The sequence below is a fragment of the Serratia sp. N21D137 genome, from assembly GCF_047530005.1.
Lineage (GTDB): Bacteria > Pseudomonadota > Gammaproteobacteria > Enterobacterales > Enterobacteriaceae > Chania > Chania fonticola_B.
Map to the genome: position 1 here is coordinate 107,405 of NZ_JBLJAJ010000003.1, position 14,925 is coordinate 122,329.

Sequence of the window (14,925 nt, forward strand, 5' to 3'; positions counted from 1 at the left end):
AAACAGATAACGGGAAATGTATGAAGAACTGGAGAACGCTTCTTCTCGGATTGGTGGTTTGTGCCAATACCGCGTTCGCAGCACCGCAACAAATGGATAAAGTCGCCGCCGTCGTCGATAACGGCGTAGTCCTCGAGAGCGACGTGAACGGCCTGATGCAATCGGTGAAACTCAACGCACAGCAGGCTGGCCAGCAATTGCCAGACGACAATACGTTGCGTCACCAGATCCTTGAACGTCTGATTATGGATAACATCCTGCTGCAGATGGCGCAAAAAATGGGGATCACCGTCAGCGATGCCGATCTGGACAAGGCGATCGGCAACATCGCCGCCCAGAACAAGATGAGTCTGGATCAACTGCGTAGCCGCTTGGCGTATGAAGGTCTGAACTACAACACTTACCGTGCGCAGATCCGCAAGGAAATGCTGACCTCGGAAGTGCGTAACAACGAAGTGCGTCGCCGTGTCACCATCCTGCCGCAGGAAGTTGACGCGTTGGCCAAACAGGTCGGCGCACAGAACGGCGGTGAAACCGACATCAACATCAGCCACATCCTGATCCCGCTGCCAGAAAACCCATCGCAGAAGCAGGTTGATGAAGCCGAAGCGCTGGCAAAACGCCTGGCGGGTGAAGCGACCGGCGGTGCCGATTTCGGCAAACTGGCGATCACCTACTCTGCCGACTCACAGGCGCTGAAAGGCGGCCAGATGGGTTGGGGTAAACTGCAGGAAATGCCAACGCTGTTTGCTGAACGTCTGTCCAGTGCCAAAAAAGGCGACGTGGTTGGCCCAATCCGCTCCGGCGTCGGCTTCCATATCCTGAAGGTCAACGATATCCGTGGCGGTACCCAGTCGATTTCCGTGACCGAAGTGCATGCCCGTCATATCCTGCTGAAACCTTCAGTGGTGATGACCGACGATCAGGCACGCGCCAAGCTGCAAGAAGTGGCAGCGGCCATCAAGAGCGGCAAAGCGAAGTTTGAAGACGAAGCCAAACAGCTGTCACAAGATCCAGGCTCTGCCCTGCAGGGCGGCGATCTGGGTTGGGCTTCGCCAGACATGTACGATCCTGCCTTCCGCGATGCGCTGCTGAAGCTGCAAAAAGGCCAGGTCAGCGAGCCGGTACACTCTTCCTTTGGCTGGCATCTGATCCAGTTGATGGATACCCGCCAGGTGGATAAAACCGATGCGGCGCAGAAAGATCGTGCCTACCGCATGCTGTTTAACCGCAAGTTTGCCGAAGAAGCGCAAACCTGGATGCAGGAACAACGTGCCGCTGCTTACGTGAAGATCCTCGATGGAAGCAATGCACCACAATAACCGTATCGTCATCACCCCCGGCGAGCCTGCCGGGGTTGGGCCGGATTTGGTCACCGTACTGGCACAACAGGATTGGCCTGTTGAGCTGGTGGTGTGCGCCGATCCGGCCTTGTTGCTTGAGCGCGCCCGCCAGTTGGCGTTACCGCTCACGCTGCGCGACTACCAGCCAGGCCAGGCTGCGCAGCCACAGCGTGCCGGGACATTAACGGTATTGCCCGTTGCAGCCCCGGCGGCCGTGGTTGCTGGCGAACTTAACGTCGCTAACAGTGCCTATGTGGTAGAAACTCTGGCACGTGCCTGTGACGGTTGCCTGAACGGTGAGTTCGCCGCACTGGTCACTGGCCCGGTCAACAAAAGCATCATCAACGACGCTGGCGTCTCCTTTACCGGCCACACCGAGTTCTTTGCCGATCGCAGCCATTGTGAACGCGTGGTGATGATGCTGGCTACCGAGGAACTGCGCGTCGCTCTGGCAACGACCCATCTGCCGTTACTTGCAGTCCCGGGCGCCATTACCCAACAGAGCCTGTTCGAAGTGATCACCATTCTCGATCGGGATCTGAAAAACCAGTTTGGCATCCCACACCCGCTGATTTACGTCTGTGGGCTAAACCCACACGCGGGGGAAGGCGGCCATATGGGCCGTGAAGAGCTGGATGTGATTATTCCGGCTTTGGACGAGCTGCGCAGCCGCGGTATCCAGCTGATTGGCCCGCTCCCGGCGGATACGCTGTTCCAGCCCAAATATCTGCAACATGCAGATGCGGTGCTGGCGATGTATCACGATCAGGGCTTGCCTGTACTAAAATACCAGGGGTTTGGTCGGGCGGTGAATATCACCCTCGGTTTGCCTTTTATCCGTACCTCGGTCGACCATGGTACCGCGTTGGAACTGGCTGGCAGCGGCACTGCCGATGCAGGCAGCTTCAAAACGGCCCTGGCTCTCGCCATTAAAATGATAATTAACAGCAATGAATAATAGAGTCCACCAAGGGCACTTTGCCCGCAAACGTTTTGGACAGAACTTTTTAACCGATCAGTTTGTCATCGATAGCATTGTCTCAGCCATTCACCCACAGCCGGGCGAAGCGGTAGTCGAAATCGGCCCAGGCCTGGGAGCCTTGACCGAGCCGGTTGGCGCACGGATGGACCGCATGACGGTCATTGAACTTGACCGCGATCTGGCGGCTCGCCTGGCCAACCACCCACAGCTAAAAGACAAGCTGACCATTCATCAGCAAGATGCCATGACGGTGAACTTCGCCGAGCTGGCAGCCGTAGAAGGCCAATCGTTGCGCGTGTTCGGCAACCTGCCGTATAACATTTCGACGCCGCTGATGTTCCACCTTTTCAGCTATACTTCCGCTATCCGCGACATGCATTTTATGCTGCAAAAGGAGGTGGTCAACCGTCTGGTTGCCGGCCCAAACAGCAAGGCATACGGGCGTTTGACCGTGATGGCGCAGTATTATTGTAACGTTATTCCGGTGTTGGAAGTGCCGCCGACGGCGTTCGCACCGCCGCCTAAAGTCGATTCTGCCGTGGTTCGTCTGGTACCACATCTGGTGATGCCCAATATTGTCGGCGATGTGCGCATGCTCAGCCGTGTGACCACCCAGGCATTTAACCAACGCAGAAAAACCATCCGCAACAGCCTGGGCGATCTTTTCACCCCGGAACAGTTGACGGAACTCGGCGTCGATCCGACGCTCAGAGCAGAGAATATTTCTGTAGCGCAGTACTGTAAGCTGGCTAACTGGCTTTCACAACAGCAGGCGCAGCAGCAATAAAGGAGCAGTTGTCATGATTGATTCGCCCCGTGTATGTGTGCAGGTACAGAGTGTGTATGTGGAATCACAATCGATACCTGAGGAAGAACGTTACGTCTTCGCGTATACCGTTACCATCCGTAATCTGGGGCGCTTTGACGTGCAACTGCTGGGCCGTTACTGGCTGATCACCAACAGCAACGGCCGCCAAACCGAGGTTCAGGGCGAGGGGGTGATCGGTGAACAGCCCATTATCCGGCCCGGCAGCGAGTTCCAATATACCAGCGGTGCGATACTCGAAACCCCGCTGGGCACCATGGAAGGCCACTATGAAATGGTTGATCAGCAGGGTCAGCCATTCCGTACCGCCATTCCGGTGTTCCGTTTAGCCATCCCTACGCTGATCCACTAATATGTCGACATATCTTATCGGCGACGTTCATGGCTGTTTCGATGAACTGCAGTCGCTATTAGCTCAGGTTGATTTCGATCCCCTGCAAGACCAACTGTGGCTGACTGGCGACCTGGTCGCCCGTGGCCCTGGCTCGCTCGAAGTGCTGCGCTACCTCCGCTCTCTCGGCCCGGCATTGCGCATGGTTCTGGGTAACCATGACCTGCACCTGCTGGCGGTGTACGCCGGTATCAGCCGTAACAAACCCAAAGACCGCATTACCCCCTTGCTCGAAGCACCTGATGCTGACGAGTTGATCAACTGGCTGCGTCGCCAACCAGTGCTACAGGTGGATGATGAACGCAAACTGATCATGGGCCACGCCGGCATTACCCCACAGTGGGATATCGAGACCGCACAGATGTGTGCCCGTGAAGTGGAAGCGGTACTCAGCAGCGACAGTTATCCGTTATTTCTGGATGCGATGTACGGCGATATGCCCAACAACTGGAGCCCAGAGCTGAGTGGGCTTGCACGCCTACGCTTTAGCACCAATGCCTTGACCCGCATGCGCTATTGCTTCCCTAACGGCCAGTTGGACATGATCTGCAAAGATGCGCCGGGCACCGCTCCCGCTCCGCTGAAACCCTGGTTTGATCTGCCGCGTCTGGTCGACCCCGAGTACAGTATCATCTTCGGTCACTGGGCTTCACTGGAAGGCAGAGGCACGCCGGAAGGCATCATCGGTCTGGATACCGGCTGCTGTTGGGGTGGGGATTTGACCCTGCTACGTTGGGAAGACAAGCGCTACTTTACCCAGCCAAGCAACCGCCGTGATGCGATAGACGGCGCGGATACGCTGGCGGCTTCTTAAAACGACAATGGGCACCCAAGGGTGCCCATTTGATAGCTAACCCGCCTTAGCGGCGTTCCAAAATCTCAAAACAGTAGCCGTGCGAGTTCAGTGCGTCCGCATCGTGGAAGGCGCTGAATGAGGTTTCCCATTCGTCTGGCTCGTAATCCGGGAAGTAGGTATCTCCGCCTACTTCAGCATCGATATGCGTCAGATACATTCGGGAAGCCCGTGGCAGGAACTGGCTATAAATGCTGCCACCGCCCATCACCATCACTTCCTCCACCTCGCCAGCCGCAGCCAAAGCCTCCTCCAGCGAAGTTACCCAGGTCACGCCAGGTTCTTTACCCGGCTGGCTGCTTAATACGATATTATGACGGCCCGGCAAGGGACGGCCAATCGACTCAAAGGTCTTACGGCCCATAATCACCGGTTTGTTTAGCGTGTTACGTTTAAACCACGCCAAATCCTCCGGCAGGTGCCACGGCATGGCATTTTCCATACCAATAACGCGATCCGCCGCCAAAGCAGCAATCAGGCTGATAATCATTGTTTAACCCTGTATAGGCAGCAAAATTGCTCACACTATACGTAAAGCCCCGGCCACCGTCGATAGACGAATCGAGCGATACTCATATATCGGACGGCTCTGAAGATAAACTCTAATAATCCCAGATCCTTAGAAAAATCCCTAAACGCCGGGACGTTTACGATACAGCCACAGACCCGGTACCGACAGGCCGATCGACAAGGCTCCCACAATAAAACAGGCCTTGAGGAAGTTAGAGATCATCACCGACATCAGGGCTTCGCTGTAGCCCAAATGCGAAATTTCCACCACGCTGATCATCGCGGTATAGGCTGAAATACCGGGGAACATCGGGATCACCGCCGCAACGGTGAACACCTTGGGATGCGCCAGCAGCCAGCGTGACCAATAAATGCCGATGATGCCGATCAGAATGGCGGCCAGGAACGAACCCCACTCGATATTCATGCCAAAATGCATCAGCAGCATACGCGATCCATGCCCCAGCGCCCCGAGCAAGGCACAATAGCGCAGCGCTCGTACCGGCACATTGAACACCATGGCAAAGCCGAGCGCGGGTACCGCCGCCAACAGCATGTCCTGTAACAGCGCCCACAGCAGGCTCATGACCACCCCCGTAAATCCCACAGCGACATCGCCATTACCACGCCGATGCAGGTTGCCAACGTCAGCAAACTGGCCATCGCCCAGCGGGCCAGACCGGTATTCACGTGGCCTTTAAACATATCGGCTACCGCGTTGATCAGCGGGAAACCGGGCACCAGCAACAGTACGCTGGCCGCCATCGCCACGCTGGAGGTTTGGTGGAAAAACGGCACGCGTAACAGCAGGCCGGATACCGACGTGGCCACAAAGGCCGTCAGGCAAAAGTTGATCAGCGGATTCATATGGCGAGCGGTCAGCATCTGGCGCACAAACATCGCCAGGCCGCTGGCCATAAAGGTGACCGCAAAAGCATCTGGCCCACCGCCGTTGAGCATGCTGAAACAGCCACAGGACAACCCCACCATCAGCACCACCAGCCAACGCGGGTAGCGTAGCGGGCGGATCTTTTCAAAGCGCCGAGCCACGTCATGGACGTCGGCCAAATGGTGTTCCGCCAGGATCACAATGTGCTGGACCTCGGTCACCATTTGCATGTTGATCCCGCGATCGACGTTCTTCCGCGTGGTGGTCAGGCAGGCTTCATTGCTGATGGTGGTCAGCACCACGGCGTTAGCCGAGATGGAGCTTTCTACACTATCCATACCAAGCGCCAGACCCAGGCGAGTCGAGAGTTGTTCCACCACCATGCTTTCCGCTCCGTGCTGTAGCAACAGCAACGCACACTGAATACACAGACGGGTGATTTCACGCTGTTGCTGGTTTACACCGGGTAGCTCTGCGGTTAATTCCTTTTTCATATCGCTCAATCACTTCCTCTTAATGAAGCCCCATCATATAACCAGAGATTAGTGTAATAGGTTGATGCACGTCAGGAGGAGTGGCGTTATTATCAGCAGAATTAGGCCTTTTTCAGAGACTCGCTCATGCTTGAAACCTCATTGTTTGTCGCCGGTATTGCCACGCTCGGCATGCTTTCCCCCGGGCCAGACTTTTTTCTGGTGATTAAAAATACGGCGCGCTATCCGCGCCTGGCAGCAATGATGACCGCGTTCGGCGTGATCTGCGGCGTGGCAACTCACATGTCTTACTGTGTCGCGGGCCTGGCGGTGGTGATCACCACCACGCCGTGGTTATTCAACGTGCTGAAATACGCCGGTGCGGTGTACCTGATCTGGGTTGGCATTCAAGCCCTGTTATCACGCGGGGGCTGCAAGATGAGCGTCAGCAGCCTGCCTCAACAGCAGGTCAGCCTGAAAAGCGCCTTTGTACAAGGGTACCTGTGTAATCTGCTCAACCCGAAAGCCACGCTGTTCTTCCTGGCGGTGTTTACCCAGGTACTGCAAATCAACTCCGGCCTGGGTGAAAAGCTGTGGTACGCCGGAATTATTTTCGGCCTTTCCGCCGTTTGGTGGCCGGTGCTGGTGTTTTTGATCCAAAGCGGACCGGTGCGCCGTGGGCTGGAGAAAACCCAGAAGGTGGTCGATAAGCTGTTGGGTGGGATGTTAATCGCCTTGGGTATCAAAGTCGCGCTGAGCTAAAAAACCGGCGAGGGTAAAACCCTCGCCAAGCTATTACCCTTTCGCCTCTACGACCTCTTCCTCCGGTGCTTTGCCATCAATACTGCCGCGCCAGCCGTTTTGCTGCACGTGAGATAGGCGCTTCTGATCTTGCTCGATGGCCGAAGACAGCATTTCTTTAGCCCGTTGCAGGCTGGCGACCCGGAACTCGGTGTCTTCGTAGTTCTCCAACGTATCCTCCAGCATCTTCAGGTTATAACGCCGGAAGGTATCCGCCTTTTCACGGGCTTCGTAGGCGTCCAGCCCCAGCAGCTCGAGAGTTTCTCTGCCGATCAGCAACGAGCTTTCAAAGGTTTCCCGTGCGGGTTTCTCCACCCCCAACTGCCGCAGTTGATACCAGTGATCCACATCGCGGGCACGCGCCACCACTTTCAGGTGCGGGAAATGGCGTTTGACCAACGCCGTCAGTTGCAGGTTGGCTTCCACATCGTCGATGGCGTTAATCAGGATTTTGGCATGTTCTGCCCCCGCGGCTTCCAACAGATCGGCTCGCGTCGCATCGCCATAGAACACCTTGGTACCAAATTTGCGCAGCGTTTCGATATGGTCCGGATCGTGATCCAACACCACGGTATGCACGCCGTTAGCCAGCAGCATACGGCCGGCGATCTGGCCAAAACGGCCAAAACCGGCGATGATCACGCTGGCATTCTCTTCGTCGATCACGTCTGCCGGGCGTTCGTCCTGTGGGGCATTCTTGGCCAGGCGAGCGGCAACCACCAGCAGCAATGGCGTAGCGGCCATCGAAAGTGCAACGGCCAACGTCAGCGATTTAGCCCATTCGAGCGGTAATACACCGGCCATCTGTGCCGCAGCAAAGATCACAAAGGCAAACTCACTGCCCTGCCCCAGCAAAATGGCGAATAGCCCGCGCTGGCGCTTGGGTACCCCAAGCATTGGCGCAACCAGCCACAACAGTGCCGCCTTCAGCAGCATAAAACCCAGTAACAGCGAGGCGATCAGCAACGGATGATGGAACAGCGTGCCAAAGTCGATTGACATCCCCACGCCGATAAAGAACAGCCCAAGCAGCAGGCCTTTAAATGGCTGAATATCGCTTTCCAGCGCATGGCGGTATTCGGAACTGGCCAGCAACACGCCAGCCAGAAAGGCTCCCATCGCCATCGATAGCCCAGCCATCTCCAGCAGAATGCCAAAGCCAAACACCAGGAACAGCGCCACGGCGCTAAAGACTTCACGCATGCCGGAACGCGCCACAAAGTGCAGCAAGGGCCGGGTCACATAGCGCCCCAGTAACACCACGACCGCCAGCGCCCCCACCACCTTGGCAGCAGAAAACACAAAGGCACCCAGCGTGGTAGCCGCACCGCTGCTGGCTAGCAGTGGGATCATCGCCACCAAGGGGATGGCGGCAATATCCTGGAACAACAGCACCGCAAACGAGCTGCGGCCAATCGGCGAAGGCGTCAGGTTACGCTCACTCATCGCCTGCATGGCGATCGCCGTAGAGGAGAGAGCCAACGTCAAGCCAATCAGCAAGGCCACCTGCCAATTCAGGCCGAGGAAATAGCAGAAGGCGCTCAGCACCAGACCGCATCCCACCATCTGGATGCTCCCACCGCCAAAGACCGCTGCCCGCAGCGTCCACAACCGCCGGGGATCCAGCTCCAGCCCGATGATAAACAGCATCAATACCACGCCGATTTCGGCAAAGGTCAGTATCGACTCGGGATCGGAAACCAGTTTCAACCCCCAGGGGCCAATGACACAGCCCGCAATCAGGTAGCCAAGTACCGATCCCAATCCCAGGCGTACGGCAATCGGCACCAACAGTCCGGCCGATCCCAGATAGATCAGCCCTTCAATCATCATCGAGTGGTTATCCATGCACGGACTCCTGCTCTGCTGCTGGATCACTGTGTTCCATCAGATACTGCACCAGCCGCTGGCGATAGGCTTCTCCAGCGGCGATCAAGGCCGGTTCGTTACAGGTAAAGGTGTTGTGCACGGCAAAATACGGTTGCCACTTCATACCGCAGTAAATCGCTGTGGCCTGCAGCGGCTGGCCCAGTGCGGCAAAGTTGGGGTAATCGCCCAACGCGAAATGCTGCTCATCTCCGCCGCTGGTGACCGCCCATAGGCAGTCTTTCCCCACCAGGGCGTTGCCCTCGTGGCCATAGGCCCAGCCATGCTCCAGCACTTTGTCGATCCACAGTTTCAGCAACGGCGGCAAGCTATACCACTGCATCGGATGCTGTAAAACCACCATATCGGCCCGTTCCAACGCCCGCTGTTCGGCGTTGATATCGATATTAAAATCCGGATACAGTTCATACAGTGCACGAACTTCCACGCCGGGAATGTCTTTTACCGCCTGTAGCAACCGTTGGTTGGCATGAGAATGCCGAGGATAGGGATGGGCGTAAATAATCAGGATCATGCGCTTCTCGTTGTTGCGTTTCATACAACGAGTATATACCAGTCATAGTGTCGCCATTACTGGCATGAAAACTTGCTGGCTCACGATGCCCCCATCCCCTGATCGTCAGGATATGGGGGCGATATGGCATCACCGGCTTACGGCAGTGACTGATTCAACGTGTTGATAATCTCAAACAAACGGTCAATTTCCTGGCGGGTGTTGTAGTGCATTAATCCGATCCGCACGACACCGCCACGTTGCTCCAGACCCAGTTGGCGGACCAGCCCCAGCGCATAAAAATGCCCGTTGCCGACACAAATATTGTGTTCTCCCAGCGCCTTGGCAACCTCTTCAGGCAGCCCGTGCGCAAACGTCACGGCAAAAGTCGGGGTCCGGCGGTTGGCATCGGGCCGATCGATACCGTACAAGCGCGCCCCCTTCACTTGCCGTAGTTTTTCCAGGAAATAAGCGCTGAGCGCTTCTTCATGCTGACTGAGTTGGCTAAAGCTGTCTTGCAAGCGCTGGCGCAACGGCGCGCCGGGTTCTCCCCACTGAGCCAGGTATTCGATCGCAGCAGTCACTCCCGCAAGCCCTTCAAAACTCTGAGTTCCCGTCTCGAAACGCCCAGGGCCAAGATCGGTGGCCGGCTCGACCTTGTAAGGACGTAACGTTTGTAACCACGGCGTAGCCAGATAGGCAATCCCGACGTGTGGGCCAAAAAACTTATACGCGGAACACAGGAGTATGTCGCAACCCAACGCCTGAACATCAATCAGACGGTGTGGAGCATAGTGCACAGCATCTACATAAACCAAAGCGCCTACCTGGTGCGCCGCCTCAACGATACGCTTTAAATCCACGATCGAACCTGTGGTATTTGACGCATAGGTAACAGCCACCAATCGGGTTTTGGCGTTAATAAGCGCACAAAGTTTATCGACGTCTAACGTACAATCCTGCTCATTAACCGGGGCCTGATGAACAACGACCTGTTTATCGGCAGCGGCCTGTTGCCAGCTCGATACGTTCGCATAGTGATCCAGAGCGGTGACGATCACCTCGTCCCCGGCTTGCCAATCCCGGCTGATGGCGCGGCTCAGTTGAAAAGTCAGTGAGGTCATATTGGCGCCAAAGACAATATTGTCGGCCGAGCTGGCATTCAACAACGCCCGAACAGACTCTCTGGCTTGTAACATCACTCGCTCAGTGGCTTTGCTGGAAAAATAGTGTCCCCCCAGGTTGGCATTATGGTGGCCCAAATAATCGACCATCTTGTCTAATACCGTGCGCGGGACCTGTGAGCCACCGGGGCCATCAAAGAACACCACGCTTTTTCCTTGATACAGCTGACCCAGAGCGCTAAATTGCATCCGGCTTTGTTCAGGCGTAAATTTCATGCCACCCTCGCTGTCAGAACAAAAACATCCATATGCCCTTCTTTATCTGTCTCGACGGCACGGATTGGGCAGGCGTTATGCCACAACTTACTGTCTGCAATCATGGCAACTTCGCCATTTTCCAACACCTTACGGAAAAATGGCTCTTCGCGATTGCTGTTATAGAGCAGGATATCCCCGCCGACAATGTTATGCCTGTCGATACCGACTATCGCGATGTGATCAAAACCATCGCGATGGATACCTTCCGGTGCCACCTGAGTTTCAACATAGGTGGTGGTAATGCGGATTTGGTGGATCTCTATCTCCTGGTTGTCCGGTAGGTCATTGCTATTAACAAAGACCTCGCACATTTCGCGCATCCCCTCATTTTGCCAGGTCGTGGTCAAGAGCGGTTCGAATTGGCGGACGATATTGCCCTGAAAATGGTTGATATCCTCAGACTGTACAAACTCATGTTTGCCCGTCTCTACCACCAAGCCTTGCTGAAAACGCAGGACGGAATAACGCCGCAGGCGGTACTTGCCATCCGCATGCTGGGTGTGGGGAAGCGTGTTGAATGAAGGAGCCAGTTGAGCAATCCCTTCCTGGCTAAGATGGGTGATCTGCAGGATATTCTCGTGTTTGTTGAGCATGATGACACCTTATTGAACAGGCCTGTTTCACAACAGAAAATAACAGTAATCACCATTAAAAATAGATAAAGATAATGGGATATCAAATTTGTCATCCCAAAAATATGACGCACCCCTACAAAATCAGCACAAGCCGCAAACCGCAACCTTTGGGGGGCTGCGGCAACAAAAAAGGCGCTGCAAAAGCAGCGCCTCAGTGGCAACCAAGTTATTAACTTACTTGGTGATACGTGCGTGTAGTTCCTGCACCGAAGTCACCTGCTCGGTTGGATCGGCCTTCATCGCCATCGAGGTGGCAAAGCCGCCGTTCATCGTGGTGTCGTAGTGCACTTTATACTGAAGTGCACTGCGGCGGATCAGCTTGGAGTCTTCAATCGCCTGACGCCCCGCCGTGGTATTCACGATGTAGGTGTACTCGCCGTTCTTGATGCGATCCTGAATGTGCGGACGCCCTTCATGCACCTTGTTGACCAGGCGCGGGTTAATCCCCGCTTCGCCCAGCACCACTGCGGTGCCGTGGGTGGCATCCAGTTCAAAGCCCTGTTTGAGAAGGCTGGCAGCCAAATCCACAACGCGAGCCTTGTCCCCACTGCGCACCGACAGCAGCGCACGGCCTTTCTTCATGCCGGAATTACTGCCCAACATCGCCTTGGAGAAGGCTTCAGCGAAGGTGCGACCAACGCCCATCACTTCACCGGTCGAGCGCATTTCTGGCCCGAGGATCGGATCAACGCCTGGGAACTTGTTGAACGGTAGCACCACTTCCTTGACCGAGTAGTACGGCGGGATGACCTCTTCAGTCACGCCTTGTTCGGCCAGTGATTTACCGACCATCACACGTGCCGCCACTTTTGCCAGCGCTACGCCGGTCGCCTTGGAAACGAACGGCACGGTACGCGCGGCACGTGGGTTCACTTCGATCAGGTAGACTTCGTTGTTCTTCACCGCAAACTGCACGTTCATCAGACCACGAACCTGCAGTTCAAACGCCAGTTTTTCTACCTGCTGGCGCATCACATCCTGGATATCTTTGCTCAGCGTGTAGGCTGGCAGTGAACAAGCGGAGTCACCGGAGTGGACGCCAGCCTGTTCGATATGCTCCATGATGCCACCAATCAGCACGCGCTCGCCGTCACAGATAGCATCCACATCCACTTCTACCGCATCGTCCAGGAAGCGGTCCAGCAGCACTGGCGCATCGTTGGACACGCTAACCGCATTCTGGAAGTAACGGCGCAGGTCGATGTCGTCATAAACGATCTCCATCGCGCGGCCACCCAGTACGTAGGATGGACGAACCACCAGCGGATAACCGATACCGGCCGCTTTCTCAACCGCCTGCTCGATGGTTGCCACGGTGGCGTTGGCCGGCTGCTTCAGGCCCAAGCGGTTAACCGCCTGCTGGAAGCGCTCACGGTCTTCGGCACGGTCAATCGCATCCGGGCTGGTGCCGATAATCGGCACGCCTGCCGCTTCCAGCTCACGCGCCAGTTTCAACGGGGTTTGCCCGCCGTACTGCACGATCACGCCTTTTGGCTTCTCGATGCGCACGATTTCCAGCACGTCTTCCAGCGTCACCGGCTCGAAGTACAAGCGATCCGAGGTGTCGTAGTCGGTAGAGACGGTTTCCGGGTTACAGTTGACCATGATGGTCTCGTAGCCGTCTTCGCGCAGCGCCAGCGAGGCGTGTACGCAGCAATAGTCGAACTCGATGCCCTGGCCGATACGGTTCGGGCCACCGCCCAGGATCATGATTTTCGGACGATCGTTGGTCGGGTTGGATTCACACTCGTCTTCGTAGGTGGAATACATGTAGGCGGTGTCGGTTGCAAACTCTGCCGCACAGGTATCCACACGCTTGTAGACCGGATGCATGTTGAAGCTGTGGCGCAGCTTGCGGATTTCGCTTTCCGCTACGCCAGCCAGCTTGGCCAGGCGCGCATCGGCAAAACCTTTACGCTTGAGCGTACGCAGGAAATCAGCGTTCAGGCCGTTGATGCCCGCTTCGGCAACCTGCTCTTCCAGACGCACCAGCTCTTCAATCTGCACCAGGAACCAGCGGTCGATGTTGGTCAGGTTGAACACGCCATCGACGGACAGACCGGCGCGGAAAGCATCGGCGATATACCAGATGCGATCTGAACCGGCATCTTTCAGTTCACGGCGGATCTTGGTCAAGGCTTCCGGATCGTCCAGGCTCACTTTCGGATCGAACCCGGTCGCACCCACTTCCAGCCCACGCAGCGCTTTCTGCAACGACTCTTGCTGGGTGCGGCCAATCGCCATCACTTCGCCGACCGACTTCATCTGGGTGGTCAGGCGATCGTTGGCTCCGGCAAACTTCTCGAAGTTGAAGCGCGGGATTTTGGTGACGACGTAGTCAATGGAAGGTTCAAAGGAGGCCGGCGTACGGCCACCGGTGATGTCATTCATCAGCTCATCGAGGGTGTAACCCACCGCCAGCTTGGCGGCGATCTTGGCAATCGGGAAGCCGGTGGCTTTCGAGGCCAGCGCCGATGAACGGGATACGCGTGGATTCATTTCAATCACGATCAGGCGGCCGGTTTTCGGGTTCACCGAGAACTGCACGTTGGAGCCGCCGGTTTCCACGCCGATCTCACGCAGTACCGCCATCGAGGCGTTACGCATGATTTGGTATTCTTTGTCGGTCAGCGTTTGCGCTGGAGCCACCGTGATGGAGTCACCGGTATGGATACCCATGGCATCGATGTTTTCGATCGAGCAGACGATGATGCAGTTGTCATTCTTATCGCGCACCACCTCCATCTCATACTCTTTCCAACCGATCAGCGATTCGTCAATCAGCAGCTCTTTGGTCGGGGACAGATCCAGACCGCGTTCGCAGATCTCTTCGAACTCTTCACGGTTATAGGCGATACCACCACCGGTGCCGCCCATGGTGAATGACGGGCGGATAATGCAAGGGAAGCCCACATCGGCGGCCACCCCCAACGCTTCTTCCATATTATGGGCAATGCCGGAACGCGCCGTATCCAGGCCAATTTTTTTCATGGCGATATCGAAACGGCGGCGGTCTTCAGCTTTGTCGATGGCATCGGCGGTAGCGCCGATCATGGTAACGCCGAACTCGGCCAATACGCCCTGCCGTTCCAGCTCCAACGCACAGTTCAGTGCGGTTTGCCCACCCATGGTTGGCAGCACCGCATCCGGGCGCTCTTTCTCGATGATTTTACGCACCACTTCCCAGTGGATCGGCTCGATATAGGTGGCATCGGCCATTTCGGGGTCGGTCATGATGGTGGCCGGGTTCGAGTTGACCAGTACGACGCGGTAACCTTCTTCACGCAGCGCCTTACACGCCTGGGCACCAGAGTAGTCAAATTCACACGCCTGGCCGATAACGATCGGGCCAGCGCCGAGGATCAGGATGCTTTTTATATCTGTACGTTTTGGCATGGCT

The 14,925-nt window shown here is 56.2% G+C and carries 14 protein-coding genes; 6 read left to right on the plus strand and 8 right to left on the minus strand.

Annotation, left to right across the window (positions count from 1 at the left end):
- Nucleotides 1-20: 20 nt before the first annotated feature.
- Genes surA through apaH form a run of 5 tightly spaced genes read left to right on the plus strand, consistent with a single transcriptional unit; the run spans nt 21 to nt 4,356 of the window.
- The gene (gene surA, locus ACMV5H_RS03720; protein ID WP_094982160.1) at nt 21-1,322 is read left to right on the plus strand and encodes a peptidylprolyl isomerase SurA; all 1,302 of its coding nucleotides are present in this window, start codon (nt 21-23) and stop codon (nt 1,320-1,322) included.
- The gene (gene pdxA / locus ACMV5H_RS03725; RefSeq protein WP_179252371.1) at nt 1,309-2,301 is read left to right on the plus strand and encodes a 4-hydroxythreonine-4-phosphate dehydrogenase PdxA; all 993 of its coding nucleotides are present in this window, start codon (nt 1,309-1,311) and stop codon (nt 2,299-2,301) included. Before surA ends, pdxA begins: the two co-directional genes overlap by 14 nt.
- On the plus strand, nt 2,294-3,112 hold the full coding sequence (gene rsmA / locus ACMV5H_RS03730; protein ID WP_021179275.1) for a 16S rRNA (adenine(1518)-N(6)/adenine(1519)-N(6))-dimethyltransferase RsmA: 819 nt from the start codon (nt 2,294-2,296) through the stop codon (nt 3,110-3,112). The genes pdxA and rsmA overlap by 8 nt, the downstream gene beginning before the upstream one ends.
- Nucleotides 3,113-3,125: 13 nt before the next feature.
- Nucleotides 3,126-3,503: a Co2+/Mg2+ efflux protein ApaG gene (apaG, locus tag ACMV5H_RS03735; protein ID WP_039995481.1), complete on the plus strand. Its 378-nt coding sequence runs from the start codon at nt 3,126-3,128 to the stop codon at nt 3,501-3,503.
- 1 nt (nt 3,504) lies between these two features.
- Nucleotides 3,505-4,356, plus strand: a complete 852-nt coding sequence (apaH, locus tag ACMV5H_RS03740; RefSeq protein ID WP_223498872.1) for a bis(5'-nucleosyl)-tetraphosphatase (symmetrical) ApaH — start codon at nt 3,505-3,507, stop codon at nt 4,354-4,356.
- 46 nt (nt 4,357-4,402) lie between these two features.
- On the opposite strand, the gene folA is transcribed toward apaH, so the two are convergent.
- The 3 genes from folA to ACMV5H_RS03755 all read right to left on the minus strand — a co-directional run bounded on the left by folA (nt 4,403) and on the right by ACMV5H_RS03755 (nt 6,288).
- Nucleotides 4,403-4,885, minus strand: a complete 483-nt coding sequence (folA, locus tag ACMV5H_RS03745; protein WP_024483559.1) for a type 3 dihydrofolate reductase — start codon at nt 4,883-4,885, stop codon at nt 4,403-4,405.
- Nucleotides 4,886-5,026: 141 nt separating this feature from the next.
- Nucleotides 5,027-5,491 (minus strand): threonine/serine exporter, encoded by a 465-nt coding sequence (locus tag ACMV5H_RS03750; protein WP_021179271.1) that lies wholly within the window; start codon nt 5,489-5,491, stop codon nt 5,027-5,029.
- Nucleotides 5,488-6,288, minus strand: coding sequence for a threonine/serine ThrE exporter family protein (locus ACMV5H_RS03755; RefSeq protein WP_039995480.1), 801 nt, complete (start codon nt 6,286-6,288; stop codon nt 5,488-5,490). The genes ACMV5H_RS03750 and ACMV5H_RS03755 overlap by 4 nt, the downstream gene beginning before the upstream one ends.
- 126 nt (nt 6,289-6,414) lie before the next feature.
- Between ACMV5H_RS03755 and ACMV5H_RS03760 the strand changes: the two genes are divergently transcribed.
- Nucleotides 6,415-7,029: a LysE family translocator gene (locus ACMV5H_RS03760; RefSeq protein ID WP_414821477.1), complete on the plus strand. Its 615-nt coding sequence runs from the start codon at nt 6,415-6,417 to the stop codon at nt 7,027-7,029.
- Between the two features lie 33 nt (nt 7,030-7,062).
- Here the strand turns inward: ACMV5H_RS03760 and kefC are convergent, their stop codons facing one another.
- The 5 genes from kefC to carB all read right to left on the minus strand — a co-directional run bounded on the left by kefC (nt 7,063) and on the right by carB (nt 14,921).
- Nucleotides 7,063-8,916 carry a glutathione-regulated potassium-efflux system protein KefC gene (gene kefC, locus ACMV5H_RS03765; RefSeq protein ID WP_021179268.1) on the minus strand — a complete coding sequence of 618 codons (1,854 nt, stop codon included), beginning with the start codon at nt 8,914-8,916 and terminating at the stop codon, nt 7,063-7,065.
- Nucleotides 8,909-9,469, minus strand: coding sequence for a glutathione-regulated potassium-efflux system oxidoreductase KefF (kefF, locus tag ACMV5H_RS03770; protein WP_059201950.1), 561 nt, complete (start codon nt 9,467-9,469; stop codon nt 8,909-8,911). The genes kefC and kefF overlap by 8 nt, the downstream gene beginning before the upstream one ends.
- A gap of 137 nt (nt 9,470-9,606) precedes the next feature.
- The gene (locus ACMV5H_RS03775) at nt 9,607-10,848 is read right to left on the minus strand and encodes a cysteine desulfurase-like protein (protein ID WP_414821478.1); all 1,242 of its coding nucleotides are present in this window, start codon (nt 10,846-10,848) and stop codon (nt 9,607-9,609) included.
- Nucleotides 10,845-11,483 carry a 2OG-Fe dioxygenase family protein gene (locus ACMV5H_RS03780; RefSeq protein WP_071682153.1) on the minus strand — a complete coding sequence of 213 codons (639 nt, stop codon included), beginning with the start codon at nt 11,481-11,483 and terminating at the stop codon, nt 10,845-10,847. The genes ACMV5H_RS03775 and ACMV5H_RS03780 overlap by 4 nt, the downstream gene beginning before the upstream one ends.
- Nucleotides 11,484-11,699: 216 nt before the next feature.
- Complete coding sequence (gene carB / locus ACMV5H_RS03785; RefSeq protein WP_414821479.1) at nt 11,700-14,921, minus strand: carbamoyl-phosphate synthase large subunit; 3,222 nt, start codon at nt 14,919-14,921, stop codon at nt 11,700-11,702.
- Nucleotides 14,922-14,925 lie beyond the last annotated feature (4 nt).